Here is a 19,990-nt window from a genome sequence, read left to right as displayed (position 1 = left end):
CGACAGCGCGTGCGATTTCTCTTATTTCTTCTTTTGTCATCAGCCTTCTCCAAAAGGCCCCACGCGGTAAAACGCATGATGACCAATCGTGCAGCAGTAAAATTGCGAAGAAGCCCAAGCAGGGCGTGGGGAGCGCGTGTCATAGTAATGATCCGCCCCTTTCGTCATGTCAGTAAGGTGACCGCCCACAAGCGCCTGTGCTAAAGCAATGGCCTCACGAAACTGCGCGTCCATGTCAGTAATGGTCAGAAGCTTGGGCAAGTTGACATCAGCCGCATTCCAGCATGAAAACTGCCACGGATGCAGGAACACACTACACAAATCATGCCCCCACCATGCCGGGCGGCTGGCGCGGTTGCGGCCAACGCACAGCACTGCGGCCATGCCGTTATTGCCTTCTCCCCGCGCCTCTCCCCACGCTGTGCGCGCACCAACCTGCACAGGATCAGACATCCATGATGCGGGTATCATGCTGCCTCCATTTCACGCGGGAGCAGGATGAACTGCGTTTCCTGCGGCTGCGGTGTGGGCTGTGTGGGAACATCCCACGGTTCGCGCCAGTGCAGCCATTTTACCCAGATCGTGCTGGCTACCTCCTGATCTGAAAGCAATGTGGATCCAACCGCAGCACCAAGTGTGCAGAAAATCCCCACAATAACCGTCAACTTTTTCCAACGCCGCAAACCGTCTTCTGCCAGTCTGTTCCGCTCTTCCTGCGCACCCGTATGGGCCGCCAGTTGGCGGGTAAGGTCAGAAAGCTGGATACCAATCCGATCCATTCCGGCATTTGTAGCTTGCTGGCGGGCGTTGCCTTCCGCCCGCACAGCCGCAATATCTCGGCTGATGCTATCCAGCTTGCCATCTGTCACGTCCTGCCGCCTTTCTACAGCGGCAAGGCGTTCTTCGTGATCATCCAGACGTGCGTGCACACCATCAGCCACGCAGGGACTGCCCGCGCTCTGTTCATCTATCATTCTTTTATCCGAAAAAGGTGAGCCACCCGCTTAAAGATGGCCCATGCAGTTAGGCCCCGCTATAACCCCACTGCGCATCAATCCAGGCAATGCGGCGGTTAGCCCAATCTAGAATGAAGGTATAATAATTGCGGCCCGGAGCACCATAATCGACGACATCAGAACCATTAGGAGGCCAGATAGCCAAATCCTGTTCCATCATGACCGGATCAATAAAATCAGCCTGCTGTTTGACTAGCTTGGCAATACGTTCATAACTTATAGTTCCCGCATTACGCAGCCCTGCCCACCGTGCTCGTAATTCAGGAAGAAAGTAAGTATAAAACATCTGGAAAAAGTTTGTTCCAGCCCAATAAGACTGCGTATTCTGATTCATAATGAACCCGCAATTTTCGGGAGCAGATGTTTCAACTGTTGTATCAAACATGATCCCCCATGTTTCATCCATGTCATAAGCACATTGATGCCAGATCATGCCGTCCCATGTGGTCATGTTGAAGTTATTTTGTCTGCTATCTTCACTTCCTGCCACTTCACAAAATAGAATATAATCCAACCAAGATTGCAGATTGATATAGTAAGGATATGTAGCACGCATATCTACATTTCCGGCCCGCACATCCATACACCACTGTATGAAACGTGCTCCTGCTGCCTGAACATCCGGTGCCGCTTTAGAAATATCCATCTGATCAGTATATTTTTTAATTTTTGGAGATGCGACAACCCAATCCGTACCCGTAAAGGCATGATCCCAGATAAATCCCGCATGTTGTGGCTGTATCTGGATATGATTACGGTTATCTTCATCTAATAGAAAATCTGGAATATCAGCCGATGTGCGCCAGACAAACAGCCCAAAAAATGTGCCATCCTGCTGCCATACCTCAACAGGAAAACCATCTGTCGAAAACAAGGCAGATGCGTTCATGCTCAAATCATTAGATTGCAGGCTATCCCATACATGCTTTGGAGCAATAAGGTTGTCGGGAAATGGGGCTGTTCTGCGTATATTACGCCATAGTGCTGCACTGATAGTATCACGAACTAACGTTCTATCAACAGCATAACCTTTAAGAGTCCATTTATTTGTAGGCAACCAATCACCGATTTTTATCAATAATTTGTTGCCTGTTGTTGGGTTCGTAAACTTGAACTTATAACCCTTTTTATTATCGGTCGCGCTGGATTGTCCCTGAATAGACATTTCCGCGTTGGCTGAAAAAAGAGGAATACCCCCTTCATAAACACTTACTGCAACATCAACAGGGGTTCTGGCATCACTATTGTCTGTAGGAAATGCTCCCTCTACCACAACACGCCAAGGTGCATTCGGTTTGTTAAGAACAAGAGTATCAATATCCTGAACGGCATCGGCGGCAGCGGGATTACCGAGCATGGCAACCCCACCGTTATTACTAAACCCAGTTGAATACGTTTCACTCATTAGATGGATTTCCCGTAAATCGTATTGCCGCCATCCAGCGTCCAAAGGCGAAAGAAAGTGACCGCGCCAGAACGTGTATCAATGAAGGGAGGATTACGCTGCCATACGATATTGGCGGGAAGTGTAACCATATTATTCCCCATAGCTGACTGCTGCACCATAACGAGCATTTCTTGAAATAACCCAGATACACCGCCGATAATGGAAATTTCTGTATCCTGAACAGGCAAAACCCGATGCGCAATTCTACCACGCTCCGAAAATGACAGAGCAAGGGACGTATCAGGATTTACATGCACGACAACAGGAGGGCCACTGCTTACGGCATCCACAATCTGGCCGCCAGAGAGGGTGTTGCCACCCGCTCCGATTGCCACACCTGCCGTAAAATCAAGCAGGGTTGGCATTAGGCACCTGCCTTGGCTTCAAGAGCCGCAATACGCGCTTCAAGTGTAATCTGTTTCTGCTTACGTGCTTCTAGCAGCAAGCACTGCAATTCATCATAGCGCAGCATGTATCCTGTTTTTTGGGTTTTGCCATCTGCTTCATAAACCGGGACAGTCTCGTAATATGTTACAGTCTTACCATCCGCGTCTGTTGCAGTTTTTTGCTGCTGTTCTGTCAGCGGATAGGAAATCAGCAGACCCATTTTACCGGCATCAAGACCTGCGTTGGTCAGTGCTGCATCCCATTCCTGCGCAATATAACCAATATGCAGACGGGCATTGGCCGCACCTTTTTCAGTAATAGAGGCGTTAAGCTGGTAAACCTTGGCATCTACAGCATCGGCTGCGACGAGTAGTTTCTGACCATCTGTATAGGACGTATCTGCCAGTGAGCCGATGATAGTTTTTTCGTTCGCATCGGAAGTAACTGTTGGCGCTGTTTTCAAGTAGCAGTTATTATAAGCATTGCCTGATGCGCCTAGATCCATGCTACCATCTACATCTGGGCCGATGTGCCCCCATGTATTACTAAACGCAAAATTAATTTTACCATTACTGTCCGCCATACAATTAATAAGGCCCTGAACAGCGGATGTGCCACTACTGGCATTGATATTGAACTGACTATAAGATGATGCCGTTGATACCGCTGCGGGATTCATGTTTAAGCAGGCGGAAATAGGAACCCACGGTGTAGCAGGGGTAATTGCTTCAATACGTGCGTTACCGGAAGATACATCATAGGCTACATAACCGCCCATTTCACCCGCGACAGAAGTCTGAACAGGTGTACCAATGGCAGCTTGAACGGCTTGAGCTGTCGTTAATGCTGTATTAGCTGTGGACTGTGCGGTAGCTGCATTACTATTTGCGGTTGTTGCAATATTCTGGGCGGCGGAAGCTGCACTTTGCGCAGTTGCTACAGCGGTAGCATTATCCGAAACAAGCTTGCCGAGTGCAGCAAGTGTCTGACTTGCGGTGCTTCCTGTTGCCGTAACAGAACAAGCAGAAAGATCCAAACCCGTAGGTGCGCCGTAAGTTGTAGCCATAGTAAATTACTCCGAAACGGCGCACAGAACGCCAATGTTATTGATTGTGTTGGGGAAGAAAACACTGCCGTCTGTCAGGATAATTCCAGTATCCGCATCAACAGACAGAGCAGCAGGAAGAACACTCGCGCCGTTGGTATAAGGTGCTGGCGCGATATAGATATTTCCATTCATCGTAAAATCCGATGGAATGTTACCAGTAACGGTAGGACGCGATACAACAGAACCACCTAGAACGGTCAGGTAATCCGTATCCTGCATTGCATCAGCAACACTTGAAATAGAAATATCACCTGATGCAGTCCGCACCTTTGCGCTTTCATCTAGCGTAAGCAAAGGGGTAAGCGTTGCTGTCTGAGTTTGTGTGGCAGGGGAAACAGACAGAACAGACTGCAAAACCGTACCGTCTGTCAGTGCCAGATTGCCGCTTGCATCCAGTGCAGCCACACCATCTGCTTTACCGCGCGCAGCATTTACCCCATTGGTTGCGTTCTCGGCTGCCTGTTCTGCCTGCGCTGCGGCTGTTGCGGCGGCTGCCTGTGCTGCTGTTACCGCATCTGATAAACCGATAGTTTCTGAAATACCCTGCGCTAAAACAGAAACCGGTACCTGCTCTGCCAGCGTTGTGCCAGATGATGTGACGACACCCACAAGTGTATCCGTTCCAGATACGGCACTCGCCAACGGTAAAGACGAGACAGGGGTGCCAGAGGACGTTGTCGTCCCCGACATTATTTGCGTTCGTCCATAAGGACGCCTCCATTTTTTGAAATAGGATTCCGAGCGACACTCTGTGCCGTTATTCAGAAATCTCCTGATTTTTACATCTCAAATGATATTTTTTATTCCTGAGATGATGGAACAGAGATACCAGTGACCACGCAGGAACGTCAAGAACAAAATAAGAACAAACGTTCACGCCATGAGAAGGATAGTCATCCCGCTCTGAAAAACCTGATTCAGAAAAAACGCTCTAAATGGTGTTGTGAGATGCCCACACTCTGTTGATCTATTATATTGGACTTGTAACGGTTTTGTGCCGGTATGTGATGTCTTTTACGCGGCTTTGTGCCAACGCGTCATGACCTGCAGAACCCGACACAGATCAGTAATGGGCCAGCGATTACAAGGTGTGCTGATCATCAGAGATAAACAAGACGTCGACATCATAAAATCAGGACCTTCCCAAAGACGTTTGTCAGGAATAGAGCATCACTTTATTGGATTGATTAATGAAGTTTGTCTCCCCAGAAGCAGGACTTTGATTTGCTATTGATTGACAATTCCCGCCCAGCCTCGGCTCTGGCACAGCGCTCAACTCGGCTAGCATTTCTCATTGTCGGGTTTTCGGGCGCGGCATGGGCACCGCTTATTCCCTATGTCAAACTGCGATGCGGGCTCACGGATGCCCATCTCGGCCTGCTGCTTTTGTGCTTAGGGATGGGATCAATCATCGCCATGCCTGTCGCGGGAAGTCTGGCCGGACGCTTTGGTTGTCGTTGGATCATTGCGATTGCCACTCTGAGCGTATGTTGCACTCTACCGGTTCTGGCGTCTTCAGACTTTATGCCTTTTCTTGTCGCTGCCCTGGCCATCTTCGGAGCGGGTGTCGGATCGATTGACTGCGTCATCAATGTCCAGGCTGTTATTGTCGAGCGGGCTTGCCAGAAAACCATGATGTCTGGCTTCCATGGATTATTCAGTGTGGGAGGCCTGCTGGGAGCCATAAGCGTCAGTGGCTTGCTCGGTTTTGGTTTCTCGCCAATGCAGGCCTCTCTCTTTGTTATTGCTCTGCTGTTTTTGAGTGGTGGGTTGGCGCTGCCAGGACTGCTGACTGGGCGAACCAGTTCAGGCGACGAGCCTTCCTTTGCTATGCCTCACGGAATCGTTCTAGCCATTGGGATCATGTGTTGCATCGTCTTTCTGGCAGAAGGAGCCGCCATAGACTGGAGTGCGGTACTCCTGACCACGGCACGCCATGTCAATATGCGTTATACCGGTCTGGGATACGTGGCGTTTGCCTCCACAATGACGATCGGCAGACTGTTGGGAGATTGGCTGGTACGCCGTATTCCCGGTCGTGTGCTGGTTACAGGCGGAAGTCTATTAGCTGCTTTGGGAATGCTTCTGGTGGCAGGAGTTCCGGTGTGGCAAATCACATTGTTGGGCTATGCCCTGGTAGGTGCAGGATGTGCCAATGTGGTGCCAGTGCTGTACTCCGCCATCGGGCGTCAGGCCTTTATGCCTGAACATCTGTAAGCGGCCGCTTGAGACCGCCTTATGAGTGAGGATTGTGACTGGTAAGTTACCGTCGTTAACGACGTCGTTATTGACGTTGTTTGGGAGGTAGCTATGGCTCAAGAAATCCTGATTGGCGTTGAACGCCGTCGCCGCTGGTCGGATGAACGCAAGCTTGCGATACTGGCTGAAGTTGGTGTGGACGGGGCAAGTGTATCGGATGTGGCCCGTCGGCATGACCTGACCCGTCAACATCTTTACCAATGGCGGACGTCTTTCCGCCACAGACTGTCTTCCCCGGATCAGTCTGTGGCGTTTGTTCCTGTCGCTGCAGTGAAGACACCTGCTCTGGTCTCTGGCGATGATAATGAAGGGCTGGCCATTATGCTGCGTAATGGCCGCAGTATCAGGGTGAGTGGACATCCTGCAGAAGAGTTTCTGGCGAAGATCATCCGGATTGCCGAGACAGCATGATTGGCGTGGGCAACGGTGTGCGCGTCTATCTGGCCTGCGGGGTTACGGATATGCGCAAGGGGATATCGGGTCTGGCTGCACTGGCACAGGACGTGCTGCGTCAGAACCCGACATCGGGAGCGCTCTTTGCCTTTCGTGGTCGCCGTGGGGACAGGATCAAGCTTCTGATGTGGGACGGTCAGGGGTTCTGCCTTTATTACAAGGTGCTTGAGAAAGGACGTTTTCCATGGCCCTCGCCGGCAGATGGCGTTGCACGCCTGACAGCCGCACAGATGGCCATGCTGTGGGAAGGCATGGAGTGGAGACGACCTTCCTGGTCTGCGCCACCGTCTCGCGTGGCCTGATTTTTATGGCGTGATCGTGCAGAACCTTTTGTCTTTTATTGGGTTTTCTGCTATTTTTTCATAATGACGCATGCGCCCGCGGTCCTGCCTGATGATCCAGATATCCTGAGGGAAATGATTGTTTCCCTTCAGACTGAAGTGGCTCGGCTTTCCGCTTCAGCCCGTGCGTATGAAGCTCTTGTCCAGTCTCTCAAAATCCGGATCGCGCGTCTTCAGAAACAGAAATTCGGGGCCAGTTCAGAAAAGATAGACCGTGAGATTGAACAGCTCGAACTGCTTCTTGAAGATGTGAAAATCGCCATCGCGGCAGCCGATCCTTCTCCTGACATCAGGGAGCACGATGACAGCGATGGTGTGGTCTCTTCCCCCAGACGGCGCGGCAAACCAAAGGTTTCCGACACGACACCACGGGAGCGTATTGTTCTCGACCCGGGCGAGGCCTGTCCCACCTGTGGCGGTCGCCTACGCCTCGTTGGCGAAGATGTCACCGAAATACTGGACTTTATTGCGGCAAAACTGAAAGTTGTCGAAACGGCACGGCTGAAGAAATCCTGCCGTCATTGCGAAACAATGGTACAGCCTGAAGCACCGTCGCGCCCTGTCCCACGGGGCATGGCTGGCCCCGGGCTGCTGGCCCATATCCTGGTCTCAAAATTCGATGATCACATTCCGCTTTATCGTCAGAATGAGATCTTTTCCCGTCAGGGTGTGGACATTCCCCGTTCAACCCTGATCGACTGGTGTGGTCAGGCCGTTGCCGTTCTGCGTCCTCTCACAGATCTGATCCGTCAGGATGTCGTTGGGGCAGACCTGCTGCATGCCGATGATACACCCATCCAGGTTCTTGATTCCCGTCTGCGCCAGGCTGGTAAACCACGTGGTGTGAAGGAAGGGCGGATCTGGACCTATCTGCGCGATCCCCGCCCCTGGGGCGGGAGTGATCCGCCCGCCGTGGCCTACTGGTTCTCTCCCGATCGCAAGGGGATCAATCCCCAGACCCATCTGGCACAGTTCCGGGGCATTCTGCAGGCTGACGCCTACGCGGGGTTCAGGGATCTGTATAAACCCGATGCAACGGGAACCGTGCATGTGCGCGAAGCGGCCTGCTGGGCTCATCTCCGCAGGGCCTTCCATGATGTCTGGAAGGGCAGTGATTCGACAATCGCAAGGGAAGCACTCGAGCAGATCGGGGAACTCTACGATATCGAGCGGCAGCTCACCGGGTCTCCTGCTCCGTATCGTCTGGCTGTCCGACAGGAAAAAAGCCGCCCTCGTGTCACAGCATTCCACGCATGGTGCGAAACACAGCTCGCCCGTATCCCAGGCAAGGGGGAACTGGCAAAAGCAATCCGTTATGCGCTCAACCGGTGGGCAGCCTTTACCCTCTTCCTCGAAGATGGTCGTGTTGCCATCGACAACAATCCTGCCGAACGGGCCATACGACCGGTATGCATCGGGCGGAAAAACTATCTGTTTGCCGGTTCAGACGCCGGGGGCGACAACATCGCTGATGCCATGACGCTTATCGAAAGCGCAAAACTCTCAGGCATCAACCCGCACGATTACCTCGCCGACGTCCTGGCCCGTATCAACGAGCACAAGATCAATCGGCTCCACGAACTATTGCCATGGAATTGGCAACCCCTGAATACACCGCACAGACAGGCCGCATAATCAAGGCGGCCCAGAACGGCCCGTTACGAACATCTCGCTGTATCGGCCATAACAACGCTCGGCTATTCAGGCATTCTAGTTGGGCCTGCTGCGCTCGGGTTCGTGGCCCAGGTCATCAGTTTGCCTTTTGCTCTAGGAGTTATCAGTATCCTCCTCGCAGTTGTGGCTATAATGGGGATAGTCTTGCCGCGCGCTCTTATCAGTGCTGATCGTACAAAGTAACCTTTTCTCATTTCAGACTAATGGTTATTCTAAGAAACTCTTTTTTCTAACATTTAATTCAAACCGCATTTTCCTAACTGCTGATATTTCATAATGGACATAGAGGCAGCACAAGCAGCCTGACGTTTTGATCTAGGATTATTGCGTTATGTTGTCTGAGAGTGAATGTCGCCACAAGAACTTCGATTAACGGCTCTTGGATCCCTCCATCTGCTCCTCCGTAAAACGACTAAGTTTCATTCGTCCGTATCCTTCTCCATCGGACTCCATTTACTTTAAAATAATTACATTTTCGGGGAGCATGTCAGGAGCGCATCCAAAAATTAGGTTAAAAGTGTTTTACTGATAATGGAATTAATGTGCATAAGAACATGGTTTACAGAAATATTCTTAGAACATTCAAACTCTCTTTCTGTATTTTTATGTCTTGGACACCAAAAATAATCAGTTGGATCTAGCTGGCAACGTATATCATTGGCGCAACTATTACATACATTTCTATTCAAAACACGCCATGGCGTAGAAAATTCATTCTTTTCTGCTGTAAACCCACTGATCATTATAATTGGACAGCCTACAGCCCATGCCAGCCAAGATAACCCACTGGAAAGACCAATGAAAAAATCTGCATGCTGTAGCCACTGTATTCTTTCCTGAAAAGGTCGATCACCGGTCTCATCTTCGGCTCCATAAGGAATATAGTGCCAAGATCGTCCATGTCCTGAAAAGAGTTGTTTATCTAAGCATATGACACGGTATCCCTTCTTTTTTAGAAATTCAACAACCTGAAGCCAACCATTAGGATTATTCCAAAATTTACAATGACTTGATGCTTGGGTCGCAATACACACATATCGCTCTGCAATCGGGCGATTATATGTAATACAAGAAAAATCTGGTCTACGTTCTGTAAGAGGAAGCCCTAAAATAGACGCCGCGTATACCACAAGACCAACTTCGCGATAATCAATCGGCGAATATTCTAAATCGCAATCATTATAAAATATAAGAACCTTATACGTAGCATAAAAATCCTTTCCTTCAGAAAGAGAGGAACAAAAATCAATATCTGGAAAATATTCCTTGAAAACTTTTTCCAAGTCATTTCGAACAAGACAAGTAATATTGCAGCCATGTTGTTTTCTAAAATGTTCAACATGAGCAACCCAAGCTAAATGATCACCTATTCCACCCTTATCCATATTAATAAGAACAAATTTTTCTCTTAAATTCAATTTATGGCTAAATACTTTTTCCTCTTTTTTCCATATTTCAAAGAAAAAATTCATATAATACTTTTTACGAGTTTGTATAACTCCACCATCTAATTTTTGAGAAAAAATCAAACATTGAGTATCAATATCCCAAATATTAACCGTCCATTCCCCAGAATATGGCAAGGACAAACGACAACCCTCATTAAAATCAAAACGTATCCCCAATGGGCCTTCTTGAGAAAACAATTGATCTTCAGGTGAATTCATTATTTAGAACTTCTTTCATACGTCTTCATTTTCCTGACATGAAAACTCGAATTATCATGAGAGGAAAATTCTTTACGAAATACAATATCTATCCTCCCATCTTCTAAATGTTGTTGTGTTTTTTTCATACTTACTTTTCCACTAGGCGTTCTTACAATACCAGATTTAGAAACAGCAATTATTTCTCCATTAGAAACCTTAAATTTCCTGCACAGGATATTTTTTATATTTCGAAATATACTTGTGAAGACACTTTCCTCTAAATTGGCAGCGCCAAAAACAAACACAATGCTCTCATGCCGTCCTGTTTTTTGAAACACAGCACAATTACGCTGTGATAACTTGTCTTCCACTTCGTTTACAGAAAAAACAATGTCTTCTGGATCCAAAAGAACCCCATTAACATTTATTTCATTATCTTTTCTTCCAATAATGTAAATATTTTGGTTAATGAAAAACCCCTTATCTCCGGTTGAAATATATAATTTACCCTCATAATTAAAACTTTCTATATTTTTAGAAAATCTTCCACAGTACCCAGAAGAAATACTCGGTCCATTTAGATAAATAGTTCCACATTCTCTATCAGAGCAAATATTCATATTTGAATCAACTATAACAGCTTGTGTTTCATCTATTAAATTTCCACTTGAAACTATGCTTCTTTGATCCTCCAGATTTTCTGTTTCAACAATATAGCCTTCACTCAATTTTTCTCTTGAAACTGTAATAAATAAAGGAAGTAAATTGCGTTCTTTAGCTGATACCAAAAGAGTGGCCTCAGCCAATCCATAGCAGGGACAAAATGCTAAATTTTTAAATCTATACTTTGAAAATTTTACCTCAAACTGTTCTAAAACTTTTCGGTTAATAGATTCCGATCCTACAAAAGCTTGATCCCAAGTAGATAAATCCAAACTATCTATAGTATCTTCGTTAATATTCAAACACATTTGATATGCAAAAGCAGGCCCACCTGATAAAGTTGCACCATACTTACTAATTGCTCTCAACCAGTTTGATGGATCTTTTAGGAATGTTTCTGGAGGCAATAAAACACATTTTCCCCCCGCTCCAATCGCCATTAAAGCAGCTCCCATCAGCCCCATATCATGGGAAAGAGGCAACCAACTCACACCGACATCCCCTTTCTGATATCCAAACTTTTGTCCCTGCTGCAATAAGTTAAAAAGAATATTTCTATTTGTCAGTATAACACCCTTAGGGTTTTGAGTGGAACCAGATGTATACTGAATAAGTGCTAAATCTTCATTCAAAGATGGATTATATACTTTTTTATAATACGTCTCAGATATTTCCACCGGGATCCAGAAAACTTCTTGAGAAACCTCTAAACATTCAGATTGGAAAGCTTCCAATACCTTTTTTTTCCCCAAGATAGCTGAACATTCACTATCCTTGACGATATAATTCAGACGATCTCGGCTACCAAAATCAGATGGATAAACACCTGATACAGCGACCATACCTGCATATGCACATCCGAAAAGACCAATCAGATAATCTGGTCCATTTTCAAACAAAAGCATTACTTTAGAAGATGGCGGCAAAACTTTAGATAACCACGCCGCCATATGAGAGGCCTGTCTATCTAGTCTTTCTATAGTGAGCGTCTCTGTTTCATGAATCCCATCTCCTAGAAAACTCATAATTTCCAAATCTGGTTGCACCATGCTACGAAAACGACAAAGTTCCGCCAAAGAAATCTGTCTCCAATCAGGAATTTGTTCCTGATTGGGTCCTAGCACTAGAGAAGGAAACTTTTCCATTTTTATGCGTTTTCTTCAGTCTTCTTTGCCGACATTTTGACAAGTAACTGATCATAGAACTTTTTCACGAGACTTCTAATAGTATCATCCTGCCCCAGTAACATCATAGAAACTTCAAGACCAAACTCCATTTTAATAGCAGTCTGTAACTCAACAGCGGCTAGAGAATCTAACCCCAAAGAGGCTAGCTTAGCATCAACGTCAATTTCATCTGCGTTCTGATGTAAAATGTTCCCTATCATAATCTGCATGCGATGAACCATAAATGGTAATTTTTCAACATCTGGAAGATTCCAGAAAGCCAAAAGCGTTTCACTAGAAAAATCACTATTCTTAGAAAGATGATGCATTGCAGAAAAACGAGAGAGCTGTGCTGCCAAAGGAACAACTCTTAACCACTGTTCCCAATCTATATCTGCAACAAACATATCATGAACACCACTAACAGTAAGAGTTGGCAAAAATTGTAAAACATTTTGGATATTTAGAAGTTTCATTCCAGCCGCCATCAAAGTATCAGCAGCCTTTTGGTTTCTAGATAAAATTCCAACGTCACCGATAGGTCCTAGCTGGAAAGCAATTGCTGGCAATCCAGCTTTCCTTCTCTCCATCGCAATCTGATTCAGGATCGTATTGGCGGCAATGTATGCACTTTGTCCAATATTGCCGAGAGTTGTTGTAACTGATGAGAATAAAACAAAAAAATCCAAGTTAAGATGGCGTGTCACAGAATCTAGAATACGCCCCCCTAATGCCTTTGCTTTTAAAACGCTATCCAGGCTTTCAAGGGTGATATTTTCGATTAAAGAATCATGAAAAACACATGCACAATGAAAAATCCCTTTTATTTCAGGTGCATTTTTTTCAAAATAAGAGAGATTTTTAGTAACCTTATCTTCGCTCGCTATATCAAAATATGCTTCATAAATATTCACGCCAAGCGCTTCCCATGATTGAAGCCTATATTGCACCACTTCGTTATCGGAAGGAGTTCTTCCATTTAAAATAAGATGACGTGCACCAGAATCTATCAACCACTGAGCGGTCTCTAAACCTAAACCACCAAAAGCCCCTGTAATTAAATAAGATACATCAGGCAGTATTTGCGGAATCTTACCAAGAGCAGCATATCCTTCTAGATCTCTCAAATTTTGGTAATCAATTACTACTTTACCTATATGCTTGGTGCTAGCAAGAAAACGAAATGCATCAATAGTTTGATGAGCTGGATAAACAGAAAGAGGTAATGGTTGAATTATTCCTTCCCCCATAAGTTTTTGCATTTCCTGCATCATATTCTTAATGAGTTGCGGACGTTCCAATAACATCCGATCCAAATCTACAGAGAAAAATGATAAGTTATTGTTAAATGGAACCATAGGAAGAGCATTACGCTCAATAATATCTCTTTTTCCTATTTCTACAAATCTGCCAAAACTTGCTAAACAACGCAATGTTGCAACAAGAAACTCTCCAGACAGAGAATTCAGAACTACATCAACACCTTTCCCTTTGGTGATATGTAAAATTTCTTCCGAAAACTCTAAAGTCCTTGATGACCAAACATATTCACAACCAATACTTCGTAAGTATTCTCTTTTTTCTTCACTCCCTGCAGTGGCAAAAATTCGAGATCCTCTCAATTTTGCAATTTGAATAGCTGCCAAACCCACTCCACCACTAGCGGAATGAATAAGAACAGTTTCTCCGGCCTGTATATGAGCAAGCTCATGTAAAGCATACCATGCAGTTAAAAATGCAACAGGTAAACTAGCAGCTTGTAGCGGATCAAAATTATCCGGCAATTCGACAATAAAAGGAACGTCTTCTTCCCGAAGGTAGCAGTGTGTTGCAAAGGTTTGCGGAAAAGCAGAAATGTATTTTTTCCCAACCTGTAGATTGTTACATCCCCCTCCCAAAGCAACCACTTCTATTACGGCTTCCATACCCAATGAATCACCATAAAATGTTCCATCAACAACAATTTCAGGAAGCAAATTCATGGCTTTAAGTACATCTTTGAAATTTATTCCAGATGCAAGAATTTTACACATTACCTCCCCTTGCTCTGGCAAACGTTTTGGATACACCTCATAAAACATTCTATCTAAAGCCCCGTTAGCAGAGACTTTTAATATTCCCATATTATCTTTTGTAATTAATATCTTTCCTTGCTTTTTGTTATTCAATTTAAATGGAACAATCCGGGGAAGATAACGTTTATTATTTCGAATAAGGACTTCGTCTTCTAAATCATCAGAAAGAATTTCTGCACATAGGTCTTGCCAAGACTGAGTAGTATATTCTTTCTTCTGTCTGATAATTTTCAATTTAAGGTCAGGACGTTCAAGTTCAATTCCACGAAACAGACCTTTATAGCCTGCACTCATTAAAGTATCTTGTTCTTCTGGAATAACAGCACATAGACGCATTTGATCCTGAGAAGCTGGAAATATCTTTAAATTTCGAATGATCTGTACAATATGTAAGAGAGAATGACTAATACAATTTTCGTCCCCTTGTGGACAAAAAACAACCACTCTTTTACAATTATTGTAATCAATATTATTTATTTCTTGTATTTTATCATCATTTATACAAATATTATCGATGAATTTTTTTTCTAAAATGGTAGAGAATGGTAATGTATTTTGTTCCTGTCCAATTAATACAATTTTCTCAGTTTCCATCACCATAGGCGGCAAACTAACTTCTTGCCACTCAGTTTTATAGAGAAGTTTTTCAAATTTGCTTTCAATGCTCACTTTAGGGAGGGCTTTACATACAAGCCCTTGTATAGACATTACACAGAAGCCATTTTCATCGTATAATTGTATATTTGATACAATACGTCTTGAAGAAATTTCCTCAATAGTGAGACAACAAATAAGCTGTGTTACTTTTTTTCCATAATAAAAAATACGATCTGCTACAATAGGGATATAAGAATTCTCAGAAAATTCTGGATATTCATTTACTGCTACAGCAAGTAGCTGGAATGCTCCATCTAAAAGAGCAGGATGTATATGGTAATCATTTACCTCTTGGATGCTACAAGGAGAAAGCGCTATCTTTCCTACTATTTTTTTGTTTAATTGCCCTACAGATTTTACAGTCTGAAACTGAACACCATACAGTAAACCAAGGTTTTCTAGTTTAGAATAAAAATTCTCGGGTGAAAATTCTTTCCATTCCACTTGAGAAAAATCAATTTTTAAATCGTCTGCCCAAATAGGAGATGCCACTATCTCAACATTCATATGTTGTGACCAGTGATGAGCAGAATCGTCATCTATATTCGAAACTTTACTAGATACCGTTAATAAATTACTAGATCTATTATAAATCCATTCAATTTCAAATTCTTTGCCTCTTTCAATAATTAACGGAGAAGAAATATTAAAATTCTGTAGCAATATCCCTTCTCTTTCTTTCAAAACAAAACCTAATGCCAAAGCTCCTTCAATATATGCTGCGCCGGGAAAAACAACATGACCTTCGATTACATGATCATCTAACCATGTCATGTAATTAACATTTACCATAGCCTGCCATGCCGGGTAAGGTGCTCTCAAAGCTGCGCCTAGGATTGGGTGTATATTTGCCCCTAAGCGATCTTCACGCCCTTCCAGACATTCTGACCAGAAAAACTCTCTATTCCAACGATAAGTCGGAAGATCAACAAGCACTCCTCCAGTCAGTAATTTCCAATTCAGACAACACCCAGCCACAGCTAAACGTGCAAGACACATTTCCAGCCAGTTGGAAGGTGTATTATTTCTTCTCCCTGAGTAGACAGTTTTTATTTCTTTATCTGATTCAGAGGATATGTCTTTTAATGATGGAGAAAGAACAGAATGTGGACCAATTTCTAGAAAAATCTGACTTATATTATTATTAAGAATAGCTTGTATTGCATTTTTGAATTCAACAGGCTGCCGCGCATTTAGGTACCAATAAGATGCGTCATGACTCATCTCATTCTCCCAAGCGTCACCTGTCACTGTTGAATATATTGGCAATATAGGTGAACAAGGCTTAATATCAGAAAGGTCTGAGAGCATATCTTCTCGTATTTGTTCCATCGCGTAACTATGATATGGAACATCAACTTTCAAAAATCTTACAAAAACACCTTTATTTTTATAAAATACTTCTATTTTCTCAAGGTCATTCTTGTTGCCAGATACTGTGCATGATGATGAACTATTAATTGCAGCTAAAGAAACATGTAGTTTTTCTTGCTTTATAAACTTTTCAACATCATTACGATTACACCCAACAGCAAGCATCATGCCCTGTCCGGATAAACGCCCTTGTAATTGACTGCGGATATAAATAATTTCAGCTGTATCCTGTAAGCTTAGCGCACCGGCACAATAAGCGGCTGCGACTTCTCCTACACTATGCCCAACAACAGCTGAGGGCTGAACACCGCAGAGTTTTAGACTTTCCCATATTGCAATTTGTACTAAGCATATTGCAGGTTGTGCAATTTCAGTCTTATGGATATTAATATTTTCATCAGTTAATTTAGCAAGCAAAGACCATCCTGATTTTTGCTTAAAAAAATCATCGAACTGATTAATTATTTTTTTCACACTTGGCCGCAGTTCTGAACAAATACTGCTGACCATTCCATCCCACTGAGAACCCATTCCAGAAAAAACTAAAACAGGCCCATTTTTTTGTAAAATTGATGATTTTTCTAATTTTATATTTTCTTTATTTTTAACAAATTTACAAATATTTTCTAATAATTCCTGATGCGTCTCGCCCATAAAAATATGTCTGTATTGAAAAACTGTTCTTGTCTGAGCAACAGAATAACAAATGTCGGAAAGTTCGACAGAGTCATTTTCAGATAAATATTTTGCATAAGCTTCTGCCGATAAATGCAATCCTCCCTCACTTGGAGAGGATAAAAACAATAAATGTTTTTTAAGAATAGGTAGTTCACATTTTTCTACATCACATACAGCATTCCGTTCTTCATCAGATAAACTTCTAATAATGGCTATGGAATTTGTGCCACCATATCCAAAAGAATTGACACCTGCATATAAAACTTCTTTATTGGAGAGAGAAATTTCTTTCTCCATAGGTATTTTTAAATTCCACTCTTTTTCTTTTATATTTGGATTTATATTTTTTAGGTTAGCTTGAGATGGTACAAGCCTATTTTGCAAACAGGTAATAACCTTCATTATACCCGCCACACCAGCTGATGCTTCTAAATGGCCTATATTCGCCTTAACAGCTCCTATAACAAGAGGCTGGTCTATGCTCCTTTTAGAAGCAATAGCCTGAGAGATTGCAAACGTTTCTATGGGGTCTCCAACAGGTGTTCCTGTTCCATGAGCCTCCACGTAATCAATCTGATCTGGAGCAATTTTTGCCTTTGCAATTACGCTTTCAATCAGTTCTTTCTGCGCTTTACCATTGGGAAGCGTTAAGGATGTTTCTCCTCCATCATGATTAACACCGCTTGCAGAAATTACAGCTAATATTGGATCTTTCGCTTCAAGAGCATCCTCTAGCCGCTTAATAAGAAGGATACCGGCTCCTTCCCCTCGGCCATAACCATCTGCTTTTTCATCAAAACTTTTTGAACGCCCATCCTTAGCCAAGAAATGTCCTTTTGACATGGGCATAGCGGCTTGTGGGTTCACCATATAATTAACACCGCCAGCCACAGCCATATCACAGTCATGTGCTGCTAGAGATAAACAGGCATTATGAATGGCGACCATGGAAGATGAACAAGCTGTATCTAGTGTCAGGCAAGGACCACGCAATCCGAAAACATGCGCCAAGCGCGCGGATAACATTGTGGCTGAAGCCGCTGTTGTCGAAAAATGATCTTTGATCGCACTTCTGTTAAAAGGGCTGCCACAACTTACCAGCCAGTCCAGAGAAAAAGACCCTATAAAAACGCCTACATTTTTGCCGCGCAGATTAGACGGAACAATACGGGCACGTTCAAAGGCTTCCCAACAAACCTCAAGCAGCAGACGTTGCTGAGGATCCATTAAGGCTGCTTCACGCGGGGAAATACTAAAAACGCGTGGTTCAAAATACCCTAGTGCCTGCTCAAGAAAAGCTCCTCGACGCATATATGATTTTCCGGGCGTATCATAATCAGCATCAAAAAATCTTTTAATATCCCAGCGGTCAGCAGGAACTTCCTGCGTTGCATCTCCTTGCTCGCATAGAAATTTCCAGAACTCCTGCAAAGAGCAGATATTTTTTGGGAAACGGAGTCCCGTAGAAATAATTGCGAATTCCTGCTGCGCTTTCATTTTTCAATACCCTAAAAGTAATATTTTTATACAGAATTACTTTTTTAATGTCTCTGATATACTGTCTGTCATTAGTTTCCTATTAGGGCGCCCATCCGACAAACGAGGAATTTCATTAACCCATATTAACGTAATACTCGGAAGATTCTCATATTTTGCATGCATTTTTCGTGAAAGCTCATCTCCATCGAAGTTATCTTCACAAACAACAGCGACATAGGGCTTCAGAATACCATTCTGATCTGGAACAGGAAAAACACTACCATCAATTATAGGAGAGAAAGATTTTACAATATCATCCAAAAGACGCAGATCAAATTTGTCTCCACCAAAAGAAACAAGATCATCATAACGTCCTGTTATAAACAACTCTCTATTGGAAGATTTCAAATACCCTCTATCTCCAGGATAAAACCAACCATTTTGAAACTTTTCTCCCGCTTTAGGTCCTAAAAAAAACTGGGGCGGCAAAACAGAACTACTTTTTATCCGAACACTTCCTTCTTGTCCCTCAGCCAAAATATGTCCATTTTCATCAACAACTTCCACCTCCACCCATGGCAAGACAGAACCAACACTATTCATGCTCCAATCTAATTTATCGTTTTGAACAGCGACTAAGCCAGTTTCCTCTGTTCCATAAACAACATGAATTTTTTTTGTTAATTTTTGTGTTGTTATCTTCCGCAATTGCTCGGGTAAGCTACCACCAACGATAATAATATTCAGATTATCGCGTGCAGTAGAAAGTGGAGATAAAATTCCAATGACATACTCAAGATGCAAAGGAGATAAGATCAATACTAACGGCGTGTTTCTAGCCAAAACAGCTGCTATATGTGTGCGATCTGTTATTTCAACCGTTACACCAGCAACCATCGCTGCCATGATAATTTGAAAACCGGTTAAAATATCAAACCCAATACAAGAAATAAGTTGTGGCTTTTTTTCCCCTTTTTTGTGGGAAAATGATAATAAATTTGAGTGTAGAATATTGTTTATATTTTGGATTATATATTCTGCAGTAGCACCGATTTTTTCAGCGGTAACGCCTGTTCCTGAAGCAACAGATACACGTGCAAAAGATGTATTTTTATCTCTATCTAAAAAAACTCCTCCCTTGGAAAGAATATCAGAAAACCACCTCTCATTAATAAGAATATTTTTCACCCGATACGCTGACAACACTTCATCACACAGCATCAAATCAGGCTGAATAATATTAAAATTTTCATGAAAAGTAACCCCTGTATCATTAGGGAGCGACGCTGATGCTATTCCTAATTGATCAAGAGCGAATATAACCAACCAATGGTGATAAAAATTACGGCATTTAATGCCAACAATACTAGGTGCCTGTTCTCTTATCCCAGCAAGAGCATGTGCTACTTTTTTAACATCTACCAGAAACTCTCTCATACGCCAAGAGCGAGAAAACCCTTCGAACAAAACATGCTTGTCGTCAAAGGATTTGTGAGATTGTAGCAAAAACTCTTCAAACATCAGGCTCTTCGATCCTTAAACAAGAAAGTCTCCCGTTATACAT

The 19,990-nt window shown here is 43.6% G+C and carries 14 protein-coding genes; 4 read left to right on the top strand and 10 right to left on the bottom strand.

From position 1 onward, the window contains the following. Nucleotides 1–39: 39 nt before the first annotated feature. The 6 genes from WG31_RS02185 to WG31_RS02160 are packed head-to-tail and all read right to left on the bottom strand — an operon-like array spanning nucleotide 40 to nucleotide 4,648. Entirely contained in the window at nucleotides 40–471 is a 432-nt protein-coding gene (locus WG31_RS02185; RefSeq protein WP_063353504.1) for a cell wall hydrolase, read from the bottom strand. Then, the gene (locus WG31_RS02180; protein WP_063353503.1) at nucleotides 468–974 is read right to left on the bottom strand and encodes a hypothetical protein; all 507 of its coding nucleotides are present in this window, start codon (nucleotides 972–974) and stop codon (nucleotides 468–470) included. Before WG31_RS02180 ends, WG31_RS02185 begins: the two co-directional genes overlap by 4 nt. A 49-nt stretch (nucleotides 975–1,023) precedes the next feature. Further along, on the bottom strand, nucleotides 1,024–2,466 hold the full coding sequence (locus WG31_RS02175; protein ID WP_157884486.1) for a CotH kinase family protein: 1,443 nt from the start codon (nucleotides 2,464–2,466) through the stop codon (nucleotides 1,024–1,026). After that, nucleotides 2,421–2,828 carry a hypothetical protein gene (locus tag WG31_RS02170; protein WP_006116898.1) on the bottom strand — a complete coding sequence of 136 codons (408 nt, stop codon included), beginning with the start codon at nucleotides 2,826–2,828 and terminating at the stop codon, nucleotides 2,421–2,423. Before WG31_RS02170 ends, WG31_RS02175 begins: the two co-directional genes overlap by 46 nt. Next, entirely contained in the window at nucleotides 2,828–3,916 is a 1,089-nt protein-coding gene (locus tag WG31_RS02165; RefSeq protein ID WP_063353502.1) for a tail fiber domain-containing protein, read from the bottom strand. The genes WG31_RS02170 and WG31_RS02165 overlap by 1 nt, the downstream gene beginning before the upstream one ends. A gap of 6 nt (nucleotides 3,917–3,922) precedes the next feature. Then, nucleotides 3,923–4,648, bottom strand: coding sequence for a hypothetical protein (locus WG31_RS02160; protein WP_063353501.1), 726 nt, complete (start codon nucleotides 4,646–4,648; stop codon nucleotides 3,923–3,925). 540 nt (nucleotides 4,649–5,188) lie between these two features. On the opposite strand from WG31_RS02160, the gene WG31_RS02155 reads away from it, so the two are divergent. From WG31_RS02155 to tnpC, 4 genes are all read left to right on the top strand, one after another. Continuing rightward, nucleotides 5,189–6,175, top strand: coding sequence for an MFS transporter (locus WG31_RS02155; protein WP_245191540.1), 987 nt, complete (start codon nucleotides 5,189–5,191; stop codon nucleotides 6,173–6,175). A 93-nt stretch (nucleotides 6,176–6,268) separates the two neighbouring features. Then, nucleotides 6,269–6,628: an IS66-like element accessory protein TnpA gene (gene tnpA, locus WG31_RS02150; protein WP_063353330.1), complete on the top strand. Its 360-nt coding sequence runs from the start codon at nucleotides 6,269–6,271 to the stop codon at nucleotides 6,626–6,628. After that, a complete protein-coding gene (tnpB, locus tag WG31_RS02145) occupies nucleotides 6,625–6,972 on the top strand; it encodes an IS66 family insertion sequence element accessory protein TnpB (protein WP_020944072.1) in 348 nt (115 codons plus the stop codon). Before tnpA ends, tnpB begins: the two co-directional genes overlap by 4 nt. A gap of 63 nt (nucleotides 6,973–7,035) precedes the next feature. After that, on the top strand, nucleotides 7,036–8,646 hold the full coding sequence (gene tnpC / locus WG31_RS02140) for an IS66 family transposase (RefSeq protein ID WP_063353329.1): 1,611 nt from the start codon (nucleotides 7,036–7,038) through the stop codon (nucleotides 8,644–8,646). Between the two features lie 545 nt (nucleotides 8,647–9,191). Here tnpC and WG31_RS02135 read toward each other — a convergent pair. Genes WG31_RS02135 through WG31_RS02120 form a run of 4 tightly spaced genes read right to left on the bottom strand, consistent with a single transcriptional unit; the run spans nucleotide 9,192 to nucleotide 19,947 of the window. Next, entirely contained in the window at nucleotides 9,192–10,352 is a 1,161-nt protein-coding gene (locus WG31_RS02135; RefSeq protein WP_063353500.1) for an autotransporter strand-loop-strand O-heptosyltransferase, read from the bottom strand. Continuing rightward, entirely contained in the window at nucleotides 10,352–12,142 is a 1,791-nt protein-coding gene (locus tag WG31_RS02130) for an AMP-binding protein (protein WP_063353499.1), read from the bottom strand. The genes WG31_RS02135 and WG31_RS02130 overlap by 1 nt, the downstream gene beginning before the upstream one ends. A 2-nt stretch (nucleotides 12,143–12,144) precedes the next feature. Beyond that, entirely contained in the window at nucleotides 12,145–18,444 is a 6,300-nt protein-coding gene (locus WG31_RS02125; RefSeq protein WP_063353498.1) for a type I polyketide synthase, read from the bottom strand. A 36-nt stretch (nucleotides 18,445–18,480) separates the two neighbouring features. Then, complete coding sequence (locus WG31_RS02120) at nucleotides 18,481–19,947, bottom strand: class I adenylate-forming enzyme family protein (RefSeq protein WP_063353497.1); 1,467 nt, start codon at nucleotides 19,945–19,947, stop codon at nucleotides 18,481–18,483. Nucleotides 19,948–19,990 lie beyond the last annotated feature (43 nt).

The sequence above is a fragment of the Acetobacter oryzifermentans genome (assembly GCF_001628715.1).
Taxonomy (GTDB): Bacteria; Pseudomonadota; Alphaproteobacteria; order Acetobacterales; family Acetobacteraceae; genus Acetobacter; species Acetobacter oryzifermentans.
Note: the sequence above shows the minus strand (reverse complement) of the source record. Positions and strands in the feature narration are given on the sequence as shown.